A 20,622-nucleotide genomic window follows, 5' to 3' on the forward strand; every position below is an offset into this window, starting at 1 on the left:
TGGACATATCTGAGAGACGCAACGAGTTAAATTCACAGAGTTGAGTGAAATAGGTAGTCAATGATCACTGCCCTTCGCAATTTGACGCGAAATGAAAAAATCAACCTAATGGCGGATGATCTTTTGCTGCTCGATATGCATGCGGCAAAAGCTGATATTGTTTCCGGGCTTGGCCGCCTGAGTGATCTTACAATAGATAATTTATTTGATTATATTCACGTGCCTCTCTTCGGAATGGTTAAAGATGAGAAGATTGTCCAACTTAAGCGGGCTGATTCTATAGTTCTTGCAAAAATTGCTTTGGCAATTCGCCGAATCAATGCATTGGTTCGGGAAGCGAACCAACAGTATGAGCTGAGGGGGAGCAGTTTTCTTACCGATGCTGAATTTGATACGTTTAAGAGGATACTGAGAAATCTATCTGGCCAAGCTTTCTCTCTGCGGAAACTCGCTAGCTCGCTCTACAAAGTGGGGGCGTCACCTTCTGGTGAGTTTGCCAAGGTGCGTCACGCCGTGCCGATGCTGTCGCTGGGCAATGCTTTCAGCGATGCTGACGTTGAGGACTTCGTCGCCCGGGTGCGGCGGTTTCTTGGCGTTGACGATAACGCGCCGCTGCTTGTTACCGCCGAGCCGAAGATTGACGGCCTGTCGATCAACCTGCGTTATGAGCAGGGCGAACTGGTCAACGCCGCCACGCGCGGCGACGGCGAGGAGGGCGAGGACGTCACCGCCAACGTGCGGACCATCGCCGGCATTCCCCAGCGCATCACGGCGGACGACATGCCGGCGGTGTTTGAGGTGCGTGGCGAAATCTACATGCGCCACGCCGATTTCGCGGCGTTGAACGAACGGCAGCAGGCAGTGGGGCGGCCGGTGTTCGCCAATCCGCGCAACGCCGCCGCCGGCTCGCTGCGCCAGAAAGACCCGGCGATCACCGCCAGCCGGCCGCTGGCGTTTTTTGCCTATGCGTGGGGCGAGGCGCCCGTGTTGCCGGCTGACACGCAGATGGGCGTGATCGATGCATTCGCGCGCTGGGGCCTGCCGGTCAATCCGTTGACCGTGGTCTGCGATGGCGCCGCTGACCTGCTGGCGCATTACCGCGATATCGAGGCGCAGCGCGCCACGCTCGGCTACGACATCGACGGCGTGGTCTACAAGGTCAACGATCTGGCCATGCAGCGCCGGCTCGGTTTCGTGGCGCGTTCGCCGCGCTGGGCCATCGCCCACAAATTTCCGGCGGAGCGGGCCACCACGGTGCTGCACGATATCGACATTCAGGTCGGCCGCACCGGCGCGCTGACGCCGGTGGCCAAATTGCAGCCGGTGACGGTGGGCGGCGTCGTGGTTTCCAACGCCACCCTGCACAATGAGGACGAAATCGTCCGCAAGGACGTGCGCATCGGCGACACGGTCGAGGTGCAGCGCGCCGGCGACGTGATTCCGCAAGTGGTCGGCGTCGTGCTGGACAAGCGGCCCGATGGAGCAAAGCCGTTTGTGTTCCCCGACCATTGTCCCGCCTGCGGCAGCCACGCGGTGCGGGAGATCAATCCGCGCACCGGCAAGCAGGATGTGGTGCGTCGCTGCACAGGCGGCCTGATCTGCCCGGCCCAGGCGCGCGAGCGGCTGAAGCATTTCGTCTCGCGCAACGCCATGGATATCGATGGCCTTGGCGACAAGCAGATCGACATGCTGTTCGACGAGGACATGGTCCACAGCCCGGCGGACATTTTCCGCCTTGATGGCGAGGCGGTGAAGGCGGCGGAATTCCGCCGTCGCCAGGAGTTGTCGGCGAAGCGGACTGGCGATGACGCCGATGTGGTTGAGGGCGAAAAGCTATCTTCCCGCAAGGCGAAGGCTGCGCCCGAATACAAATCCATCGACAAACTGCTGGAAGCGATCGATGCGCGGCGTGAGCCGCCGCTCGACCGTTTCCTCTTCGCTCTGGGCATCCGCCACATCGGCGAGGCGACCAGCCGGGCGTTGGCGCGCAAATATGGCTCCATGGCTGCGCTGCTCGCCCGCATCGATGAAGCCATCGCTGGCCGGCCAGGCCTGGCGCTGCACCGGTTGCAGGCGGTGGAGGGCGTTGGCGCGACCTCGCAGCAACGGCTGTTGCAGATGGCGGCGGAGGGCGGCCTGCCCATGGAGGGCCTGCGCCGGGCGCCGGCTGGCGGCCTCAAGGCCGCCGGGCTGAACAAAAAGGCCGTGGACGCCATGCTGGCCGAATATGGCGACGGCGAAGCGCTTCACGCCGCGCTTCAGGAGGCGGCGGCGCACCAGCCAGGCGCGGCCTGGACGGAGATGGCCGGGTTGCAGGACGTGGGGCCGGTGGCGCTCGACGCGTTGCTCGACTTCTTCTCCGACGAACATAGCCGGGCCGCCGTCGCGGATCTGCTGACCCAGGCAACGCCGAAGCCGCTGGAAATCGCCGCGGCCGCCGCCAGCTCATCCATCGCCGGCAAGACCCTGGTGTTCACCGGGACGCTGGAGCATATGACCCGCTCCGAGGCGAAAGCCACGGCGGTGCGCCTTGGCGCCCGCGTCGCCAGCTCGGTGAGCCGCAGCACCGATCTGGTGGTTGCCGGGCCGGGCGCCGGCTCCAAGCTGGCCGAGGCGCAGAAGCTGGGGGTGGCGGTGATGAGCGAAGCCGAGTGGCTGGCGAGCCTGCCGCCGGACGTTGCCGGTTGAGGAAATATTTCGCGCCATGAAAGCCGTCGCCATCGACTTTGAAACCGCCAACGAGCGCCGTGACAGCGCTTGCGCCATCGGCCTCGCGTGGATCGACGACGGGGCGGTGACGCGGCGTGAATACCGGCTGATCCGGCCGCCGGAGATGCGCTTTCATCCGGGCAATATCCGGGTGCATGGCATCTGGCCGGAGCAGGTGGCGGATGAGCCGGAGTTTCCCGAGATCTGGGCCGCCTTCGCCGATGACGTGCGCGATCGCCTGTTCATCGCTCACAACGCGGCGTTCGACAGCGCGGTGCTCGCCGGCATGCTGGCGCGCTATGGCATGTCGACGCCGCAGTTCCGCTTCGCCTGTTCGCTGCAGATGGCGCGGCGGGCCTGGCCGGAGCTGCCGGGCCATCGCCTGAACCTGGTCAGCGAGTTTCTCGGCGTCAGTTTCCAGCATCATCATGCGGGCGAGGATGCTTTCGCCTGCGCCCAGATCGCCCTGGCGGCGCTGCGCAAGGTTGGCGAGGCGGCGTTTGAACCGGCGCGGGCGCGGGCGCCGCGTCGTGGATCAAGCGCGCCGGCGTTCACGCCGGGCCGCAAGTCACGTATCGACAGGCTGGCCGGCGGGCGTGGCCATCCGGTGATCACCGTGCGCGGCAGCCGGGGCGACGCCTGGCGGGTGCGGGTGGCCATGGAGGCCGGGGCGCGCACGTCCTGTGATTGTCCCGCGGGACGCTTCGGCAGACTTTGCCGCCACGTTCAGGCGCTGGCCGACGGGGTGATCGATCATGTCATCACCTGCGAGAACGTGGAGCTTGCCGAAGCGGTCCAGCGCATCAGCCGCCAGATCAGGCGGTGAGGGTGAGGCGGCGGTAGCCCGTGCATTTTCGAGGAAAGTGGCGTCCACTTTTCCCGGAAATGTCTCAAACGAAAGAGGTGGGGCGTTTTCTGTGAACCGGTTTTCACCGAAAGGGCTCTGGACGGAAGAACGCCGCAGTTCCGCTCAGTCGCCGCTCAGGTGCAGCACGATTTCGCGCCTGTGGGGCGCGCGGCGGTGCTCAAACAGATAGATCCCCTGCCAGGTTCCCAGCAGCATCCGTCCGTCCGCCACTGGGACCGACAGATGCGTCTGGGTCAGCGCCGTGCGGATGTGAGCCGGCATGTCGTCCGGGCCTTCGCTGTCATGCACGTAAAGTCCGCGTCCCTCTGGCGCGACATGCCGGAAAAACGTCAGCAGGTCGGTCTGCACGTCCGGGTCGGCGTTCTCCTGGATCAGCAATGACGCGGAGGTGTGGCGGCAGAACAGGGTGAGCAGGCCGCAAGACAGGTTCCGGCTGGTCGAAGCCTCGCGCACGAAGGCGGCGGCTTCGCCGGTGAACTCGTAGAAACCCTGGCCTTTGGTGGCCAGGGTCAGGCGATGCTGGACATGGGCCATGGCTGGCTCAGCCCGTGGCGGCGATGACGCCGGCCACCCTGTCGACCAGCGCGGCGATGTCATCCTCGCTGGCGATCAGCGGCGGCGACAGGGCGATGGTGTCGCCGCCGAGGCGCAGCAGCACGTCATGATCGTGGAAGCCGCTTTCGATGGCGGCGAGGCCACGCTTGCCTGGCGCGTCCTTGCCGGCGTCGTCCTTCGCCGGCGCCAGGTCAATGCCGGCCGCCAGGCCGATGTTGCGGATGTCCAGCACCCCCGGCAGCCCTTTCAGCGCCTGCACGGCGTCGCCAAACGCTTTCTCCAGTTTCCGGGCGCGGGCAAACAGGTCCTCGTCGCGATACAGGTCGAGGGCGGCGAGGCCGGCGGCGCAGGCCAGCGGGTGGGCGGAATAGGTGTAGCCGTGGAACAGTTCGATCATGTGCGGCGGCCCCTGCATGAAGGCCTCGAACACGCCGGCGCGGGCGATGACGCCGCCCATGGGCACCGTTCCTGAGGTAACGCCCTTGGCGAAGGTCAGCATGTCCGGAACCACGCCAAAGCGCTCCGCCGCAAAGGGTGCGCCGAGGCGGCCGAAACCGGTGATGACTTCATCGTAGATCAGCAGGATATCGTGGCGGTCGCACAGGGCGCGCAGGCGCTCCAGATAGCCCTGCGGCGGCGGCAGCACGCCGGTGGAGCCCGCCATGGGCTCGACAATGACGGCGGCGATGGTGGAGGCGTCGTGCAGCGCGACCAGCCGCTCCAGCTCGTCGGCCAGATGCGCGCCCCACGCGGGCTGGCCGTGCGTGAAGGCCTGCTCCGCCCGGTTATACGTGTGGGGCAAATGGTCGACGCCGGCCAGCAGCGTCCCGAAACTCTTGCGGTTGCCGGAGATGCCGCCAACGGAAATGCCGCCGAAGCCGACGCCGTGGTAACCGCGCTCGCGACCGATCAGCCGCGTCTTGGTCGCCTTGCCTCGGGCCTGCCAGTAGGCGATGGCGATTTTCAGCGCCGTGTCGGCCGCTTCCGAGCCGGAATTGGCGAAGAACACATGGTTGAGATCGCCTGGGGCCAGCTCGGCGAGGCGGCTGGCCAGGGTGAAGGCGGCCGGGTGGCCGTACTGGAAGGTTGGTGAGAAATCCAGTTGCGCCGCCTGGGCCTGGATGGCCCGGACAATTGGCTCGCGGCCGTGGCCGGCGTTGCAGCACCACAGGCCGGCGGCGCCGTCGAGAATGCGGCGGCCGTCCACCGTGACGTAGTGCATGCCCTCGGCCCCGGCGATGAGCCGTGGGCGCGCCCGGAAGGCGCGATTGGCGGTGAACGGCATCCAGAAGGCGTCGAGATCGTTGGGGGCAAGACTGGTGGATTGGGATGTGCTGGCGGCGTGCGGGTTATGCTCGTTCATGTCGCCTCCTGCGCGGCTGGCTGGTTGCCTAGCAGGCCGCGTTTCTGACTGGATGATCGGCGTCACTATAGCGCGTCGGGGCGCGCGGCGTCTTGTTGTTGCGGCATTGCCTGGCCATAAGGGGCCGCGTCGGCCATGGGGTCGGTCTGGATTCTGAATCATGTCTGCCACGCCAGGGCCCGATTGCGGCGGCGCGTGCATGCAGCGTGCTTCGGGCGGCTCATGGGCGCCGCCAGCAGGAAAGGCATGCGGATGAACGCAACGCAGGGGTCGGCGGGCGCCGGCGTTCAACTGGTCAGGGGGCTGTCGGAGCTTGCTGTCGGCAAGGATCTGCTGGTCTGCGATATCTGGGGCGTCATTCACAATGGTGTTGAGGCCTTCGCTGATTCCTGCGCCGCCCTGGCCCGGTTTCGTGCTGGCGGCGGCGTGGTGGTGCTGGTGTCGAACGCGCCGCGCCCTTTCCACCTGGTGCGCGACATGCTCGACCGGCTGGGCGCCCCACGCGACGCCTATGACGCCATCGTCACCTCTGGCGACATCACCCGCGGCGCCATCGCCGAACGGGCCAATCTGCCGGTGTTCATGATTGGGCCAGGGCGGGATCGTCCGATCTTTGAAGGCCTGGGGGCGGATTTCGTCTCGGTGGACGAAGCCGGTTACGTGGTTTGCACCGGCCTGTTCGACGATGAAACCGAGACCGCCGAAACCTATCGCGCAACCCTGGAAGGGCTGCTGGCGCGCGATGTGGAGATGATCTGCGCCAATCCAGACCTGGTGGTGGAGCGCGGCGACCGGCTGATTCCCTGCGCGGGCGCCGTGGCGGCGCTGTATGAGCAGATGGGCGGCCGGGTGCTCTACGCCGGCAAGCCGCATGGTCCGATCTACGCCGCGGCGTTCGATATGGGCGAGCGGCTGAAGGATGCGACCATCGCCCACAACCGCATTCTCGCCATCGGTGATTCGATCCACACCGACGTCGCCGGCGCCGTCGCCGCCGGCATCGACGTGCTGTTCGTGGCGCGGGGCATTCATGCGCACGAAGTGATGACGCCCGACAAACTGACGGCTGCCTCCGTCAATGAATGGGCGTCGCGTCAGCGCGTGCGGCCGACGGCGCTCATTGATCATCTGCGCTGGTGACGCCGGCGGTGCGGGTTTGACGCCCGCATCCGGCTTCAACGCGCTGCGCGCAGGTTACATTCACAAGTTCCGCCAGACATTCAACAGGTGCCAGTGGTCTTTTTGCTTCCTGCATTCGCTCCACCTCTCTTTACGGAAGGAGGCGAACGCCAAAGCCAGACCGCTGGAACGCTCCGGCCAGAGGGCATCGCCCGGTCGATCGGAGTTCGCTCAAAACAGGAAACTTTGGGGGTGCTTCCGATCAGTATGGGGCGGAAGCAGCGACAGGCCGGGCCCGGGCTTTGCAGCTTGCGGACGTAGGGACGTTTCCGCGACCTGATGCGCCCCATCTGGAATGCCGGGCGGCGTCCACGACCCGTGCTGTCGCGCGGCGTGACCAAAGTCCAATTGGCCGCGCCCATCTTCGGCGGCACTCTGGCGACTGGCCCTGCGGGGGACAGCGGCCGGGGCGTGGGTGGGCGCATGTTGACCCCGTATGGGACACGCTGGAGCGCGGTCCCCGTCTGCCAGTCGCGGAGCGGCTGCGCAGCCGGGATAAATCGCCCTCCAGGAATTGGATGGAGACGGATGCGCCGCTCACATGGAGTCGCTGAAGCGATCTCTTGTGACGGCTCCGGCTCCAGGAGACTGGAGGCGTCATGGGATCGGCATTGCAGGCCTATGCGTTTGACGACCTGCGGCTCGGAATGCGCGAGACGTTGATGCGCACCATCATGGAAACGCACATCAGCGACTTCGCCGCCATTACCGGCGACCGCAATCCCCTGCTGCTGGACGAAGCGTTCGCGGCGCAGTCGCTGTTCGGCCAGCGCATCGCCCATGGCATGTTCACCGCCGGCATGATCTCGGCGCTGATCGGCACGCGGTTGCCGGGTCCAGGCTCGGTCTATCTGTCCCAGACCCTGCAGTTCCTGGCGCCCGTGCGCATCGGCGACGTGGTGACCGCCGCCGTCGAGGTGGTGGAACTGGTGCCGGCTCGCCAGCGCGTGCGGCTGTTTTGCGAATGTGTGGCCGATGGACGCGGCGTTCTGGAAGGCGAAGCCTGGGTCGCGATGCCCGAAAACGCGTCGGGACTTCCTCCAGTCTGATGGCGGCGTGCAAATATTTCCGCGTCGCCAAAATCGTTCGTCGCCAAGCTGTGAAATAATCACGCCGCCGCCATGAAGTCGTCGCCCGTTATGTGTCATATCGATCCGCCGGATACATCAACTGTTCCGGCGTTAATTCCATATTTTACATATTGGATATCGATAGAACGCATACGAAGCGATGTGTGGCCGGATTGCTGGCCGGCATGATCGTGATGGGCGCTGGCGCGGCCAGCGCGGCCCCCGCCGCCCCTGCCGCGCGCGGAGCAGGGCGCCGGGTGATGCTGGAATGCGTGTATCCTGACGCATCCATTCCAGACAATATTCAGGCGTTGCCATAAGTTATCCCGTCCGCGCCAGGCTTGCCTGAAGTGAGCGAATGCTGATCGGCCAGACAATTCCGTCCGGGTGGGGAGCGCTCCCGCCGGACCGCGGATGGGGTGGCCGACGATCTGAAATCCTGACCGTTCCCCGGCATGGGCGCTGCCCCGCCGAACATGGCGGGGCGCTTCCTGGCTCCGCGCCCATGACATTGACGGCTGGGCAACGTCTGCTTCGCCCTTGACCTGACCCGCAGGATGTTGGCAGGTTTCGCCGGCCGTCGCTCGGACGGCTGGTTGACGGGTTCATGGCGCAGACACCGCAATCCGGTTCAGGACCGGCTCTGGATTTTTTTCCCCCTCCGGCGCAACCGCGCGCCTTTGCGGTGCAGCGCTGCATCGATGACGCAGCCGCGGCCGCGCTCGCTGGCGCCGCCATCGGCTGTGGCGAGGCGGCGCTGGCGCGGCCGGTCGTCGCCATCGGCAATTTCGACGGCGTGCATGCTGGCCACAGGGCGGTGATCGCCGCCTGCCGCGCCCTGGCCGATGAACTGGGCCGGCCCGCCGCCATGCTGACCTTCGCGCCGCATCCGCGCTCGTTCTTCAATCCTGACAAGCCGGTGTTCCGCATCACTCCCGACGGAGTGGAGGAGACGCTGCTCGCCCGCCTCGGCCTCGACGGCATGATCGTCCTGCCGTTCAACGCCGCGCTCGCCGCCATGACGGCGCAGTCGTTCTTCGATGATCTGCTGGTGCGTGGGCTGGGCGTTTCCGGCATCGTCGTCGGCCATGATTTTCATTTCGGCAAGGGCCGGGAAGGCTCACCGGCCTTCCTGCAGGCGCGCGGCGCCGCCGCCGGCGCGCCAGTGCGCATCGTCGACAAGGTGACCGGCGACGGAGACGACGCCGCGGTGTCCTCAAGCCGTATTCGCGCGGCGTTGCGTCAGGGCGATATCGCCGCCGCCAATGCGCTGCTTGGCTATCGCTGGTTCGTGCGCGGCGAGGTGCGGCATGGCCAGAAGATTGGCCGCACCCTGAACTACCCGACCGCCAATATCCGCTTGCCGGATGACTGCCAGCTTGCCCACGGCATCTATGCGGTGCGGGTGCTGGTCGACGGCGTGGTGCGCGGCGGCGTCGCCAGTTTCGGCCGCCGCCCCACCTTCGACAATGGCGCGCCCCTGCTGGAAAGCTTCCTGTTCGATTTCAGCGGCGATCTGTACGGCAAGACGCTGGACGTGGAGTTCCTCGGCTTCCTGCGCGGCGAAGCGAAGTTTGACAGCATCGAGGCCCTGGTCGAGCAGATGGATCGCGACAGCGCCGAAGCGCGCCGCATCCTGGCGGCTGATCCGTCGCCGCCGTCGGTGCTTGGCTGAAGCGCCGACGATCCGCAGCGACTTCCTTTCGTCTGGAAATGCTCTATGTTGCCGGCATGACGCGCCGGAGCAGCCTTTTCAGTTTGCGAATTACCGGCCCGGCTTCCGCGTAACCGGAGCGCGGACGCCGGGATGCGCCCCTTTGCGACGCCCGCCAGAGCGCTTGCCGACCAGATGGAATTGTCGGGTCGACCAGAATTCGCTCAAAACAGGAAAACCTGAAGCCGGCGGAATTGATGAGGGCCTGTCGCCAGCCGCGCCGGGCAGGGGATGTCGCTCCGGATCACCCCGATCAGCGAATGGTTCGCCGTCGACGACGCCAGGATCTTTTCCAGCGGTGCGCTGCGCCAACCGCATCTGGCCGCCGGTTTTGCCCGTCGCTCTTGATTGATGGCGCGGGGCATGTCACGGCGTGAACTCCGGTTTTTCCATTCGCCAGTTTCGGGCGATGTCCGCGTTTCCAGCGGCATGTCGCCAATCCATTTGACGCGGTTCCCCAGGCGCGCGCCTTTGCCGGAACCGCTCCACGGGAATGAGCCAGTTCGATGAACGACAGCAGCAAGGCCGGGGCGGCCAACGCCAGCCAGAAAAACGCCGCCTCCAAAGCCGGGGACAAGGCCGACTATTCGAAGACGCTGTTTCTGCCGCAGACGGATTTCCCCATGCGCGCCGGCCTGCCGGAGCGCGAGCCGCTGCTGCTGGAGCGCTGGAACGACCTCGATCTCTACCGGCGGCTGCGCGAGCAGGCGAAGAGCGCGCCGCGCTTCACGCTGCATGACGGCCCACCTTACGCCAACGGCAACATCCACATCGGCCACGCGCTGAACAAGATCCTGAAGGATCTCGTGACCCGCTCCCAGCAGATGCTCGGCTATGACAGCAATTACGTGCCGGGCTGGGACTGCCACGGCCTGCCGATCGAATGGAAGATCGAGGAACAGTACCGGGCGAAGGGCCTCGACAAGGACGATGTTCCGGTTCTGGAGTTCCGCTCCGAATGCCGCGCCTTCGCCGACAAATGGGTCGACGTGCAGCGCGAGGAGTTCAAGCGCCTTGGCGTCACCGGCGACTGGGACAATCCCTATCTCACCATGTCCTATCCGGCCGAGGCGCAGATCGCCCGCGAACTGATGACGTTCGCCATGACCGGCCAGCTCTACCAGGGCTCCAAGCCGGTGATGTGGTCGATCGTCGAGCGCACGGCGCTGGCGGAAGCCGAGGTGGAGTACAAGGACCACGTCTCCAGCACCATCTTCGTCAAGTTCCCGGTGGCGGCCTCCGACAATGCGGCGCTGGCCGGCGCTTCGGTGGTGATCTGGACCACCACGCCGTGGACCATTCCGGCCAACCGCGCCATCGCCTGGTCGCCGGACATCGCCTATGGCCTCTATGAGGTGACGGAGGCGCCGGAGGACAATTGGGCGAAGCCGGGCGACCGCTTCCTGCTGGCCGACGCGCTGGCGGAGACCGTGCTGGGCGTGGCCAAGGTCGCCGGTTTCCGGCGCGTCGCCGACGTCAATGGCGTCGACCTCGCCGGCGTGCTCGCCCACCATCCGTTGCACGGCCAAGGCTATGACTTCGGCGTGCCGCTGCTGCCGGCGGACTATGTCACCGCCGACGCCGGCACGGGCTTCGTGCACACCGCCCCCGGCCACGGCGCCGACGACTATATGACCTGGGTGCGCCACCGCGCCGCTTTCGAGGCGGCCGGCACGCCGGAAGTGCCGCACACGGTGCAGCCGGACGGCAGCTATTTCCCGCACGTGCCGCTGTTCGCCGGCGCCCGTGTGCTGGACGACAATGGCAAGGAGGGCGACGCCAACGCCCGCGTCATCGCCGCTCTGGCCGACGCCGGGGCGTTGATTGCCCGTGGCCGCCTGCGCCACAGCTATCCGCACTCCTGGCGTTCGCGCGCGCCGCTGATCTTCCGCAATACGCCGCAATGGTTCATCGCCATGGACCGCGACATCGACGGCGGCGGCGACACCCTGCGCGCGCGTTCGCTGACCGCCATCGCCGACACCCAATGGGTTCCGGCCGCCGGCGAGAACCGCATCACCGCCATGGTCTCCGGCCGTCCGGACTGGGTGATCTCGCGCCAGCGCGCCTGGGGCGTGCCGATCACCGTGTTTGTCGATCGCGAAACTGGCGCGCTGCTGTGCGACGAAAAGGTCAACGGCCGCATCGCTGACGCCTTCGAGGCCGAGGGCGCCGACGCCTGGTTCGCCGATGCCGACGGGGCGCGGTTCCTGGCCCCCGACTACGATCCGGCCCGCTTCGAGAAGGTGACCGACGTGCTCGACGTCTGGTTCGATTCCGGCTCGAGCCATGCCTTCACCCTGGAGCCGCGCGCCGATCTGCGTCCACGCAAGCGCCGGCCCGAGGGTGAGAAGCTGCCGCTTGCGGACCGGACGCCAGATTTCGACACCGTGATGTATCTGGAAGGCTCCGACCAGCACCGCGGCTTCTTCCAGTCGTCGCTGCTGGAAGCCTGCGGCACGCGCGGCCGCGCGCCCTATGACGTGGTGGTGACGCACGGCTTCACCCTCGATGAGCAGGGCCGCAAGATGTCCAAGTCGCTGGGCAACACCCTGGCACCGCAGGATGTCATCCGCCAGTCGGGCGCCGATATCCTGCGCCTGTGGACTGCTTCGGTCGACTATTGGGATGACCAGCGCATCGGGTCGGAAGTGCTGAAGGGCGTCACCGACCAGTATCGCAAGATCCGCAACACCCTGCGCTGGATGCTGGGCTCGCTGCACCACTTCTCCGGCGCCGATCTGGTGGCGGCGGAGCGGATGCCGGAGCTGGAGCGGCTGATGCTGCACCGGCTGGTCGAGCTTGACCAGACCGTGCGGCAGGCCTACGCCGCTTACGACTACAAGCGCGTGCTGGCGGCGCTGTCCCCGTTCCTCACCACCGAGCTGTCGGCGTTCTACTTCGATATCCGCAAGGACACGCTGTATTGCGACCCGGCTTCCAGCGTCCCGCGCCGGGCGGCGCTGACGGTGATTGACCAGATCTTCCGTTGCGTGACGACGTGGCTGGCCCCCGTGCTCGCCTTCACGGCGGAAGAGGCGTGGCTGAGCCGCTTCCCCTCCGAAGCCGGCTCGGTGCATCTGGAGCGCTTCCCGGAACTGTTGCCGACCTGGCGTGACGACGCCCTGGCGGCGCGCTGGGCGAAGATCCGCAAGGTGCGCCGCGTGGTCACTGGCGCGCTGGAACTGGAGCGGGCCCGGAAGAACATTGGCTCCAGCCTGGAGGCGGCGCCGGTGGTCCATGTGTCGGACGCTGATCTGCTCGACGCGCTGAAGGGCGTTGATTTCGCTGAGGTCTGCATTACGTCGGCCATCAGCATCCGCGACGGCGAGACCCATGAAGAGGCGTTCCGGCTGGACGACGTTCCTGGCGTCGCCGTGGTGTTCGCCCGGGCGGAAGGGCGCAAATGCGCCCGCTCGTGGAAGGTTCTGCCGGACGTCGGCGCGGATCCGGAATGGCCGGATCTCAGCCCGCGCGACGCCGCCGCCATGCGGGAGTGGACCAAAGCGCACCCGGGAGCGCTGTGATGGCGGCTGGCGACGGCCCCGCCAGCCAGCCTGACCAGGCAGACCGGACCGGCGGAACGCAGGGGCGGGCGGGCTTGGGCCCGGTCCGCCTTGGCGTCGCGCTCGCCATCATCGTGCTGGCGCTGGATCAGGCCAGCAAGCTCTGGCTGATGTTCGGCGCCGATATCGCCAACCGGCCCCCGATGGTGCTGGCGCCGTTTCTGGAGTTCGTGCTGGTCTGGAACCGGGGCATTTCGTACGGCCTGTTCCAGATGCCCCACGCCGTGGGGCGCTGGGCGCTGGTGATCGGCTCGGTGATCGCCACGGTGCTGCTGGGCGTCTGGCTGGCGCGAGCCAGGACCCGCATGCTGGCGTTGGGGCTTGGGCTGATCATCGGCGGCGCCGTCGGCAATCTGATCGACCGGATCTATTGGGGCGCGGTTGTCGATTTCGTCCACTTTCATGTGGGCGATTTCAGCTGGTACGTTTTCAACGTGGCTGACGCGGCCATTGTTTTTGGCGTGATCGCGCTGCTGTACGACTCGTTTTTCGGCTCTGGCGCTGGCCAAAAGAGCGCGGATTCACCCTGAGGCGTCATGACCGGTGGCCATACTGGCGCCGCATATGTAGGCTTCAAAAATGCTGGATCTGCGCGCGCGCCGGATCTGGTGGGGCGGAGTTTCGGTCAAAACGGCTCGGAGCTTTGCCGTATGTCTTTGGTCTTGCTATCATTGATCTTGCGCGTTTTCCTGACGCAAGGCGGCGTTCGCCCCGTCGGGGCATGCGGTGGCGGAAGCATCAATTATCGACCTGTCGGAGCGCCCGGACGGCTGGCGCGCCCCGGCGAGCATATTGTTGACGGCGGCGACCCAGGGGAGGCAGCCGCAGGGGGATAAAGAACCAATGGCGCTCAAGTTTTCCAAACGCGTCGCGCGCCCGGCCAGGGCCGTGGCCATGTCGCGCCGCGCGCCGCTGGCGTTCGGTTTCGCCGCTGTGATCGGTTTTTCGACGCTCGCCGTTTCCGCCGCCCATGCGCAAGAGGGCGTGTTCATGAAGAACCTGCTCGGCAAGATGGGCGTGATTGACGAAGAGCGCGATCCGATCAGCTATCATGAGCGCGCGCCGCTGGCGCTGCCGCCCTCCACCGGCAAGCTGCCGACGCCGTTGCCTCCGGCCGCCAGGCGGGCCGAATCCTGGCCGGATGACGCCGATCTGCAACGTCGCCGTCGCGAGGCCGCCGAGCGGCAGAAGCCGGTGCCGTTCCCGAGCGACAACCGCGTGCAGGACGGTGGTCGCCTCAGCGTCTATGAGATGGAGCGGATTTCGCGCAAGCCAAAGCATGCGGCGGAAGACAACCAGCCGCGCAAGGTGCTGGGCGATGGCCGCGCGGCGACGTGGGTCGATCCCGATGAGCTGCGGGCGACCGCGACCGACGGGGACGGCAAGAAACTTGACCCGAACTACGAGCCCAGGCGTGAAACCCTGCTGCAGCCGCCGACAGGCTATCGCAAGCCGGCCGGCACCGCGCCGATGCGCGCGACCAAGGATGACCCGGTTCCTTATAACAAGGACGGCACGCCGGAACGTGACTTCCTGAAGCCCAGCGAAGACTGATCCGGCGCGGGTCTGGCTGGACCCGCGGTGATGGACGTTTGATCGATGATTTTGCCCGGCGGCCCTGTGGTTCGCCGGGTTTCGTTTTGGGTGGGAGGAGGCCCGACTGATGGGACCATGCTCCGCCGCTCATCGGCGGTCACGGCGCCGCTTCCATGTGAATGGAGCCATCGCCGGCGCGGCGGTTCGCCATGCCGCTTACAAAGCGCGGCGCCAGGGACTATGTTGCGAAGCATATGCGCGTCGCGGATGCGACGCATGAAGGTCAGGAGCAAGCATGAGCAGCGCCACAGACGCCGCGCGTCGTGTTGAGGAGCAGGCGCAGGCCGGCGCGGACGGTCCGGTCGTGTGCGCCAGCACGCTGGACAACGGGCTGGACGTGGTGGTGATTCCGGACCGACGCGCCCCGGTCGTCACGCATATGGTGTGGTACCGCAACGGCTCGGCCGATGATCCGGTCGGCAAATCCGGCATCGCCCATTTCCTCGAACACCTGATGTTCAAGGGCACGACGCAGCACCCGGAAGGCGAATTCTCCGACGCAGTCGCCGCCATCGGCGGCCAGGAGAATGCCTTCACTTCCTACGATTACACCGCCTATTTCCAGCGCGTCGCCAAAGAGCATCTGGGCGAGATGATGCACTTCGAGGCGGACCGGATGACCAATCTGTCATTCGATGAAGCGGTTGTCGGGCCGGAGCGCGACGTGGTCATCGAGGAGCGGCGCATGCGCACCGATTCCGATCCGGACCAGCAACTCTCCGAGGCCATGGACGCGGCGCTGTTCACGCACCACCCTTATGGCTTGCCGATCATCGGCTGGATGCACGAGATCGAGGGGCTGAGCCGCGACGACGCCTTCAATTATTACCAGCGCTTCTACACGCCCTCCAACGCCATTCTGGTGGTCGCCGGCGACGTGGAGGCGGAGGCGGTGCAGGCCCTGGCCCAGGAGCACTATGGCCGCATCGCTTCGGCGGCGCGACCGCAGCGGCTGCGCCCGCAGGAGCCGCCGCCGCGCGCGGCGCGCCGGGTGACGGTCTCCGACGCCCGCGTCGAGCAGCCGTTGCTGCGCCGGCTGTATCTGGCGCCGTCGACGCTGACGGGCGGTCACGAGGTCGCCTGCGCGCTGGACGTGCTGGCCGAGGTGCTCGGTGGCGGCGCGACTTCGGTGCTGTATCGCAAGCTGGTGCTGGAGAAGGCCAAGGCTGTCTCCGCCGGCGCGTGGTATTTCGGCTCGGCCGTCGACCAGACCCGCTTCGGCGTCACCGCCGCGCCGGCCCAGGATGTCTCCCTGGATGACCTGGAAAAGCACATCGACGACGCCGTGGCGGATTTCATCGCCAGGGGCGTCGACGAAGCGGATTTCCGCCGGGCGACAACGCGGCTGGTGGCCGACATGGTCTACGCCCAGGACAGCCAGGCGACGCTCGCCCGGGTCTACGGTTCGGCGCTGGCCATCGGTGAGAGCATCGCCGACGTGCAGCAATGGCCGGCGCGCATCGCCGCCGTGACGCCGGAGGGCGTGATGGACGCCGCCCGCGCATGGCTGAACGCCCGCACGGCGGTGACGGGTCGTCTCGAGCCGCAATAGTTCGCATTTTCAGGCGCGGCGCGGCGGCTTTCGCTTGCGCCGTCGCCCTGAACCTGTTGTCCGCCCCGGCGCGTCCGCGCCCTACGGAATGAACATGACAGATACTCTCGACAGAGCCGCCGTCGGGGCGGAGCGCAAGAAATCGCCCGCCAGCGTGCAGGTCGTCGCCTCGCCAGGCGGGGTTCACGCCTGGCTGGTGGAAGAGCACGCCGTGCCGCTGCTGGCGCTGGAGTTCGCCTTTGTCGGCGGCGCCTCGCAGGATCCGGCGGAACGACCAGGCGTCGCCAACATGCTGTCCGGCATGCTGGATGAGGGCGCCGGGCCGTATGATTCCGACGCCTTCCAGACGCAATTGGCCGACCACGCCATCGAACTGCGCTTCAGCGCCGATCGCGATGCGTTCCGTGGTTCGCTGAAGACCCTGGTCAGCCATCTGCCCAAGGCGGTGGAGTTGTTGCGCCTGGCGCTGAACGAAGCGCGGCTGGAGCCGGAGGCCATCGCCCGGGTGCGCGGCCAGATCGAAGCCGGGCTGCGCCATGACGCCAGCAATCCGGACGTGCTGGCCATGCGCGCTTTCAATGAAACGGCCTTCGCTGGCCATCCCTACGGCCGGTCGGTGCGCGGCTCGCTCGACAGCGTCGCCGCCATCAATCGCGACGATCTTTCGGCCTTCCGGGCCGGCGTGCTGGCGCGCGACAATCTGCACGTGGCGGCGGTGGGCGCGGTGAGCGCCGACGTGCTCGGCACCCTGCTGGACGATGCGTTCGGCGATCTGCCGCAGGCCAGCGATCTGACGCAGGTGTCGCAGATCGAACTGCAGGGGCAGGGCGTGCGCCGCGTGGTCGAGGTGGATACGCCGCAATCGGTGGTGCGCTTTGGCGCGCCTGGCGTCGCCCGGCATGATCCTGACTACATGGCCGCCTACATCGCCAACCACATTCTGGGCGGCGGGGTGTTTTCGGCCCGCCTGTTCAGGGAGGTGCGCGAGAAGCGTGGCCTGGCCTATGGCGTCTCCAGCGCGCTGTATCCGATGCGCCATGCGGCGATGTTCTTCGGCGGCACCGCCACCAAGAATGAGCGCGTGGCCGAATCGATCGAGGTCATCTCCGCCGAGATCGCCCGCATGGGCGCCGAGGGACCGGACGAGGACGAGGTGCGGCTGGCCAGGCAGTATCTGATCGGCTCCTACGCGCTGCATTTCGACACGTCGTCAAAGATCGCCGGCCAGTTGCTGCATCTGTCGCTGGAGAAGATGGGCGTCGATTACATCGACCGCCGCAACGATCTGGTGGCCTCGGTGACGCGCGAGGACGTGCGGCGCGCCGCCGCCCGCATCTTCGACGCCAGCAAATTGCTGGTGGTGACGGCAGGCAAGCCGGTTGGCCTGACGGGCCAGGGCTAGTTCGTTCATATTGACCGGAGCCTGCCAGACCCCGCAGGTTTGACGCGTTTGCCCGCTGATTGAGCGCCTTCCCCTACGTGAGGCGGCGTGTGCTTCGCCGGGAAACGCTTTGAGGAGTATCCAGAATGGCGGTTCGGCGCCTCGACCCGGTTCTGGTTGACCGCATCGCCGCTGGCGAGGTGGTGGAGCGCCCGGCCGCCGCCGTGAAGGAACTGGTGGAGAACGCGCTCGACGCCGGGGCGACGGCGATCGAGGTAGTGGTTGAGGCCGGCGGCCGCCGGCTGATCCGCGTCACCGACGATGGCTGCGGCATGGGGCCGGAGGATCTGGCCCTGGCGGTCGAGCGCCACGCCACCTCAAAAATTCCCGATGGCGACCTGTTCGCCATCGCCACCCTGGGGTTTCGCGGCGAGGCGCTGCCATCGATTGGCGCGGTGTCGCGGCTCAGCATCGTCACGCGCACGGCCGATGCGGACGCCGCCAGCCAGATCGTGGTGGAGGCGGGCGTCAAGGGACCCGTGCGGCCAGCCTCCGGGGTGCGCGGCTCCCGGGTGGAAATCGCCGACCTGTTCATGGCGACGCCGGCGCGGCTGAAGTTTCTCAAGACCGACCGGGCCGAGGCCCAGGCCGTCGCCGACGTGGTGAAGCGTCTTGCCATGGCGCATCCTGGCGTGGCTTTCACCCTTGCCGGCGATCACCTCACCCCCATCACGCTGCCCCGCGAAACCGGCGCCAATGCGCTGCTGGCGCGCCTGACCCGACTGTTGGGCAGCGACTTCGCCCCCAACGCCATCGCCATCAACGCCGCGCGCGAAGGCGTGGAGCTGAGCGGCTTCGCTGGTCTGCCCACATGGCATCGTGGCAGCCCGAGCCATATCCACGTCATGGTCAACGGGCGGCCGGTGCGCGACAAGCTGGTGCAGGGCGCGGTTCGGGCCGCCTACATGGACGTGCTGCCCGCCGGGCGCCATCCGGCGCTGGCGCTGCTGATCGCCTGCGATCCGCGCCACGTGGACGTCAACGTGCATCCGGCCAAGACGGAGGTGCGGTTTCGCGATCCCGGCCTGGTGCGCGGCCTGATGATCGGCGCCCTGAAGGAGGCCATCCATCGCGCCGGCCACCGTTCATCCACCACCGGCGGCTCGCGCACGCTGGAGGCGTTGCAGGCCGGCCGGCCGCTGGGCGGCGACGCCTGGTCCGGCTCCGATCGCGCTTCCGGCCGGGTGACCTCCGGCCCGCAACCGGCCGCCGCCCGGGTGGTGAATGCGTGGGACCAGCGCTGGCGCGAGGCGCCGCGCCACGCGCCGCCGCCGGCAAACTGGCAAGCTCCTGTTGATGCTGGGGCGGGACCTGATCACACCGCTGCACGCAACGGTGCGCCGCACACCGACCTTTCATATGAGGCGGCCGCCCGGGATTGGGCGGGCGATGGCGCCGTAGCCGGTTTCTCCGATGGCGCTCAGGGCGTGTTCAGCGATCTGGTCGCTCCCTCCGCCGATGCGCGGGCGTCAACGCCGGCTGGCGTGGATGGCGATGATCCGCAGGCTCAGGGGGCGGCTTTCGATCAGGATCTGGCGCGACAGGAACAGCCGCTGGGCGCCGCCCGCGCCCAGGTGCACGGCACTTATGTCATCGCCCAGACCACTGACGGCGTGGTCATCGTCGACCAGCACGCGGCGCATGAGCGGCTGGTGTATGAGCGGCTGAAGGCCCAGCGCGCCGTACAGGGCGTCGCCCGGCAATTGCTGCTGGTGCCGGAAGTGGTCGAACTCGATCCGGTGGACGCCGACCGGGTGCTGGCGGCGGCGGAGCAACTGGAAGCGCTGGGGCTGGTGGTGGAAGGGTTTGGCGCCGGCGCCCTGTGCGTGCGCGAAACGCCGGCGCTGCTGAGCAAATGCGATCTGCGCCGGCTGGTGCGCGATGTGGCCGACGCTTTGGCCGAATGGGACCATGTGGGGGCTCTGGAGGAAAAGCTGGATCACGTGCTGGCGACCATGGCCTGCCACGGCTCGATCCGCGCCGGGCGCCGCCTGCGGCCAGAGGAAATGAACGCTTTGCTGCGTGAAATGGAAGCGACGCCGCTGTCCGGCCAGTGCAATCACGGTCGCCCCACCTGGGTGGAGCTGAAGCTGACGGATATCGAGAAGCTGTTCGGGCGGCGCTGAGGCGGGAACCCGTGTCAGGCCGCCGGGTTCGCGCTGCCGCGCGCTCTCACTATGCTGACGTTCACCTGACCGGACAGGACGCCAGGCGTAAGCCGCGCCACCAACCTCCGCCCCGTTGCCGGATCTGTTCCTGTCAGCCACGGAGAGCTGCGAGGCTCATTGCCGGCTCTGGCGCGTCGCATCCGGCCCAGCGCCGGGCAACTCAGCGGAGGCCTGCCGGCGAAGCAGGCGCGGCTGCCCGAAACGCGCGCGGCGTGATGCGTTTTGGGATGCGGGCGGTTATGTGGATCGCGGCGGCGGCCAGCCGTGGAGCATGGTCCCTTAAACGCCGCCAAAATAGACGGTGGTGTCGCCGTAGCTGCGTTCCTCATAAGCGGTGAAGCCGTCGGGCCAGGTGAAATTGGCGTCGCTGGCTTCCTCGACGACGATCAGCGCGTCGCCGGTCAGCCAGCCGCCCGTGCGGGCGCTCGCGAGCGCCTGCTCAGCCAGCCCCTTGCCATAGGGCGGATCGCAGAAAACCATCGAAAATGGCGGCATGCCGCTGATCGCGCCGAGTTTTGTCGCGTCGCGGCGGAACAGCCGGCTGGTTCCGCCAAGACCCAGTGCATCGACATTGGCGCGGATCAGGCCGCGCGCTTCAGCGGAATCATCGACGAACAGGGCGAAGGCGGCGCCGCGCGACAGCCCTTCGATCGCCAGCGCGCCCGTGCCGGCGAACAGATCCAGCACCCGGGCGTCGCGCAGCGGGTCGTCATAGGCGTGGCTGAGCACGTTGAACACCGCCTCTCGCAGCCGGTCCGAGGTGGGACGCACCGCCTGGGTTTTGGGCGAGGCCAGCGCGCGGCCCCGGAACTTGCCGGCGACAATCCTCAAGGGGAGACGT

Annotated in this window: 15 protein-coding genes; 11 read left to right on the forward strand and 4 right to left on the reverse strand. The window is 67.0% G+C overall.

Annotated elements, in window-relative coordinates:
- Positions 1-234 precede the first annotated feature (234 nt).
- Positions 235-2,688, forward strand: coding sequence for an NAD-dependent DNA ligase LigA (gene ligA / locus IE243_RS01020; protein WP_191317482.1), 2,454 nt, complete (start codon positions 235-237; stop codon positions 2,686-2,688).
- A 16-nt stretch (positions 2,689-2,704) separates the two neighbouring features.
- Complete coding sequence (locus IE243_RS01025; protein ID WP_191317483.1) at positions 2,705-3,535, forward strand: 3'-5' exonuclease; 831 nt, start codon at positions 2,705-2,707, stop codon at positions 3,533-3,535.
- Positions 3,536-3,679: 144 nt separating this feature from the next.
- Here the strand turns inward: IE243_RS01025 and IE243_RS01030 are convergent, their stop codons facing one another.
- Positions 3,680-4,111, reverse strand: a complete 432-nt coding sequence (locus tag IE243_RS01030) for a secondary thiamine-phosphate synthase enzyme YjbQ (protein ID WP_191317484.1) — start codon at positions 4,109-4,111, stop codon at positions 3,680-3,682.
- A 7-nt stretch (positions 4,112-4,118) separates the two neighbouring features.
- Positions 4,119-5,495, reverse strand: a complete 1,377-nt coding sequence (gene aptA, locus IE243_RS01035) for an omega-aminotransferase AptA (protein WP_191317485.1) — start codon at positions 5,493-5,495, stop codon at positions 4,119-4,121.
- A 252-nt stretch (positions 5,496-5,747) separates the two neighbouring features.
- Here aptA and IE243_RS01040 point away from each other — a divergent pair, with 252 nt between their 5' ends.
- From IE243_RS01040 to IE243_RS01050, 3 genes are all read left to right on the forward strand, one after another.
- Entirely contained in the window at positions 5,748-6,635 is an 888-nt protein-coding gene (locus tag IE243_RS01040) for a TIGR01459 family HAD-type hydrolase (RefSeq protein ID WP_191317486.1), read from the forward strand.
- A 638-nt stretch (positions 6,636-7,273) separates the two neighbouring features.
- Positions 7,274-7,723, forward strand: coding sequence for a MaoC family dehydratase (locus tag IE243_RS01045; RefSeq protein WP_191317487.1), 450 nt, complete (start codon positions 7,274-7,276; stop codon positions 7,721-7,723).
- A 628-nt stretch (positions 7,724-8,351) separates the two neighbouring features.
- Complete coding sequence (locus IE243_RS01050; RefSeq protein ID WP_191317488.1) at positions 8,352-9,419, forward strand: bifunctional riboflavin kinase/FAD synthetase; 1,068 nt, start codon at positions 8,352-8,354, stop codon at positions 9,417-9,419.
- 203 nt (positions 9,420-9,622) lie between these two features.
- Here IE243_RS01050 and IE243_RS01055 read toward each other — a convergent pair whose 3' ends face one another.
- Positions 9,623-9,823 carry a hypothetical protein gene (locus tag IE243_RS01055; protein ID WP_191317489.1) on the reverse strand — a complete coding sequence of 67 codons (201 nt, stop codon included), beginning with the start codon at positions 9,821-9,823 and terminating at the stop codon, positions 9,623-9,625.
- A 141-nt stretch (positions 9,824-9,964) separates the two neighbouring features.
- Between IE243_RS01055 and ileS the strand changes: the two genes are divergently transcribed.
- The 6 genes from ileS (at position 9,965) to mutL (ending at position 19,739) form a co-directional block, all read left to right on the forward strand.
- Positions 9,965-12,985, forward strand: coding sequence for an isoleucine--tRNA ligase (gene ileS, locus IE243_RS01060; RefSeq protein ID WP_191317490.1), 3,021 nt, complete (start codon positions 9,965-9,967; stop codon positions 12,983-12,985).
- A gap of 74 nt (positions 12,986-13,059) precedes the next feature.
- Complete coding sequence (lspA, locus tag IE243_RS01065; RefSeq protein WP_244642712.1) at positions 13,060-13,554, forward strand: signal peptidase II; 495 nt, start codon at positions 13,060-13,062, stop codon at positions 13,552-13,554.
- 313 nt (positions 13,555-13,867) lie between these two features.
- Entirely contained in the window at positions 13,868-14,578 is a 711-nt protein-coding gene (locus tag IE243_RS01070; protein WP_191317492.1) for a hypothetical protein, read from the forward strand.
- Between the two features lie 277 nt (positions 14,579-14,855).
- Entirely contained in the window at positions 14,856-16,172 is a 1,317-nt protein-coding gene (locus IE243_RS01075) for a M16 family metallopeptidase (protein ID WP_191317493.1), read from the forward strand.
- Between the two features lie 88 nt (positions 16,173-16,260).
- Entirely contained in the window at positions 16,261-17,574 is a 1,314-nt protein-coding gene (locus IE243_RS01080; protein WP_373301524.1) for a M16 family metallopeptidase, read from the forward strand.
- A 125-nt stretch (positions 17,575-17,699) separates the two neighbouring features.
- Positions 17,700-19,739: a DNA mismatch repair endonuclease MutL gene (mutL, locus tag IE243_RS01085; RefSeq protein ID WP_191317495.1), complete on the forward strand. Its 2,040-nt coding sequence runs from the start codon at positions 17,700-17,702 to the stop codon at positions 19,737-19,739.
- Between the two features lie 321 nt (positions 19,740-20,060).
- Here mutL and rsmD read toward each other — a convergent pair whose 3' ends face one another.
- On the reverse strand, positions 20,061-20,612 hold the full coding sequence (gene rsmD, locus IE243_RS01090) for a 16S rRNA (guanine(966)-N(2))-methyltransferase RsmD (protein WP_191317496.1): 552 nt from the start codon (positions 20,610-20,612) through the stop codon (positions 20,061-20,063).
- Positions 20,613-20,622: the final 10 nt, after the last annotated feature.

Origin of the sequence: Camelimonas fluminis (genome assembly GCF_014656355.1) — a bacterium.
Taxonomy (GTDB): Bacteria; Pseudomonadota; Alphaproteobacteria; order Rhizobiales; family Beijerinckiaceae; genus Camelimonas; species Camelimonas fluminis.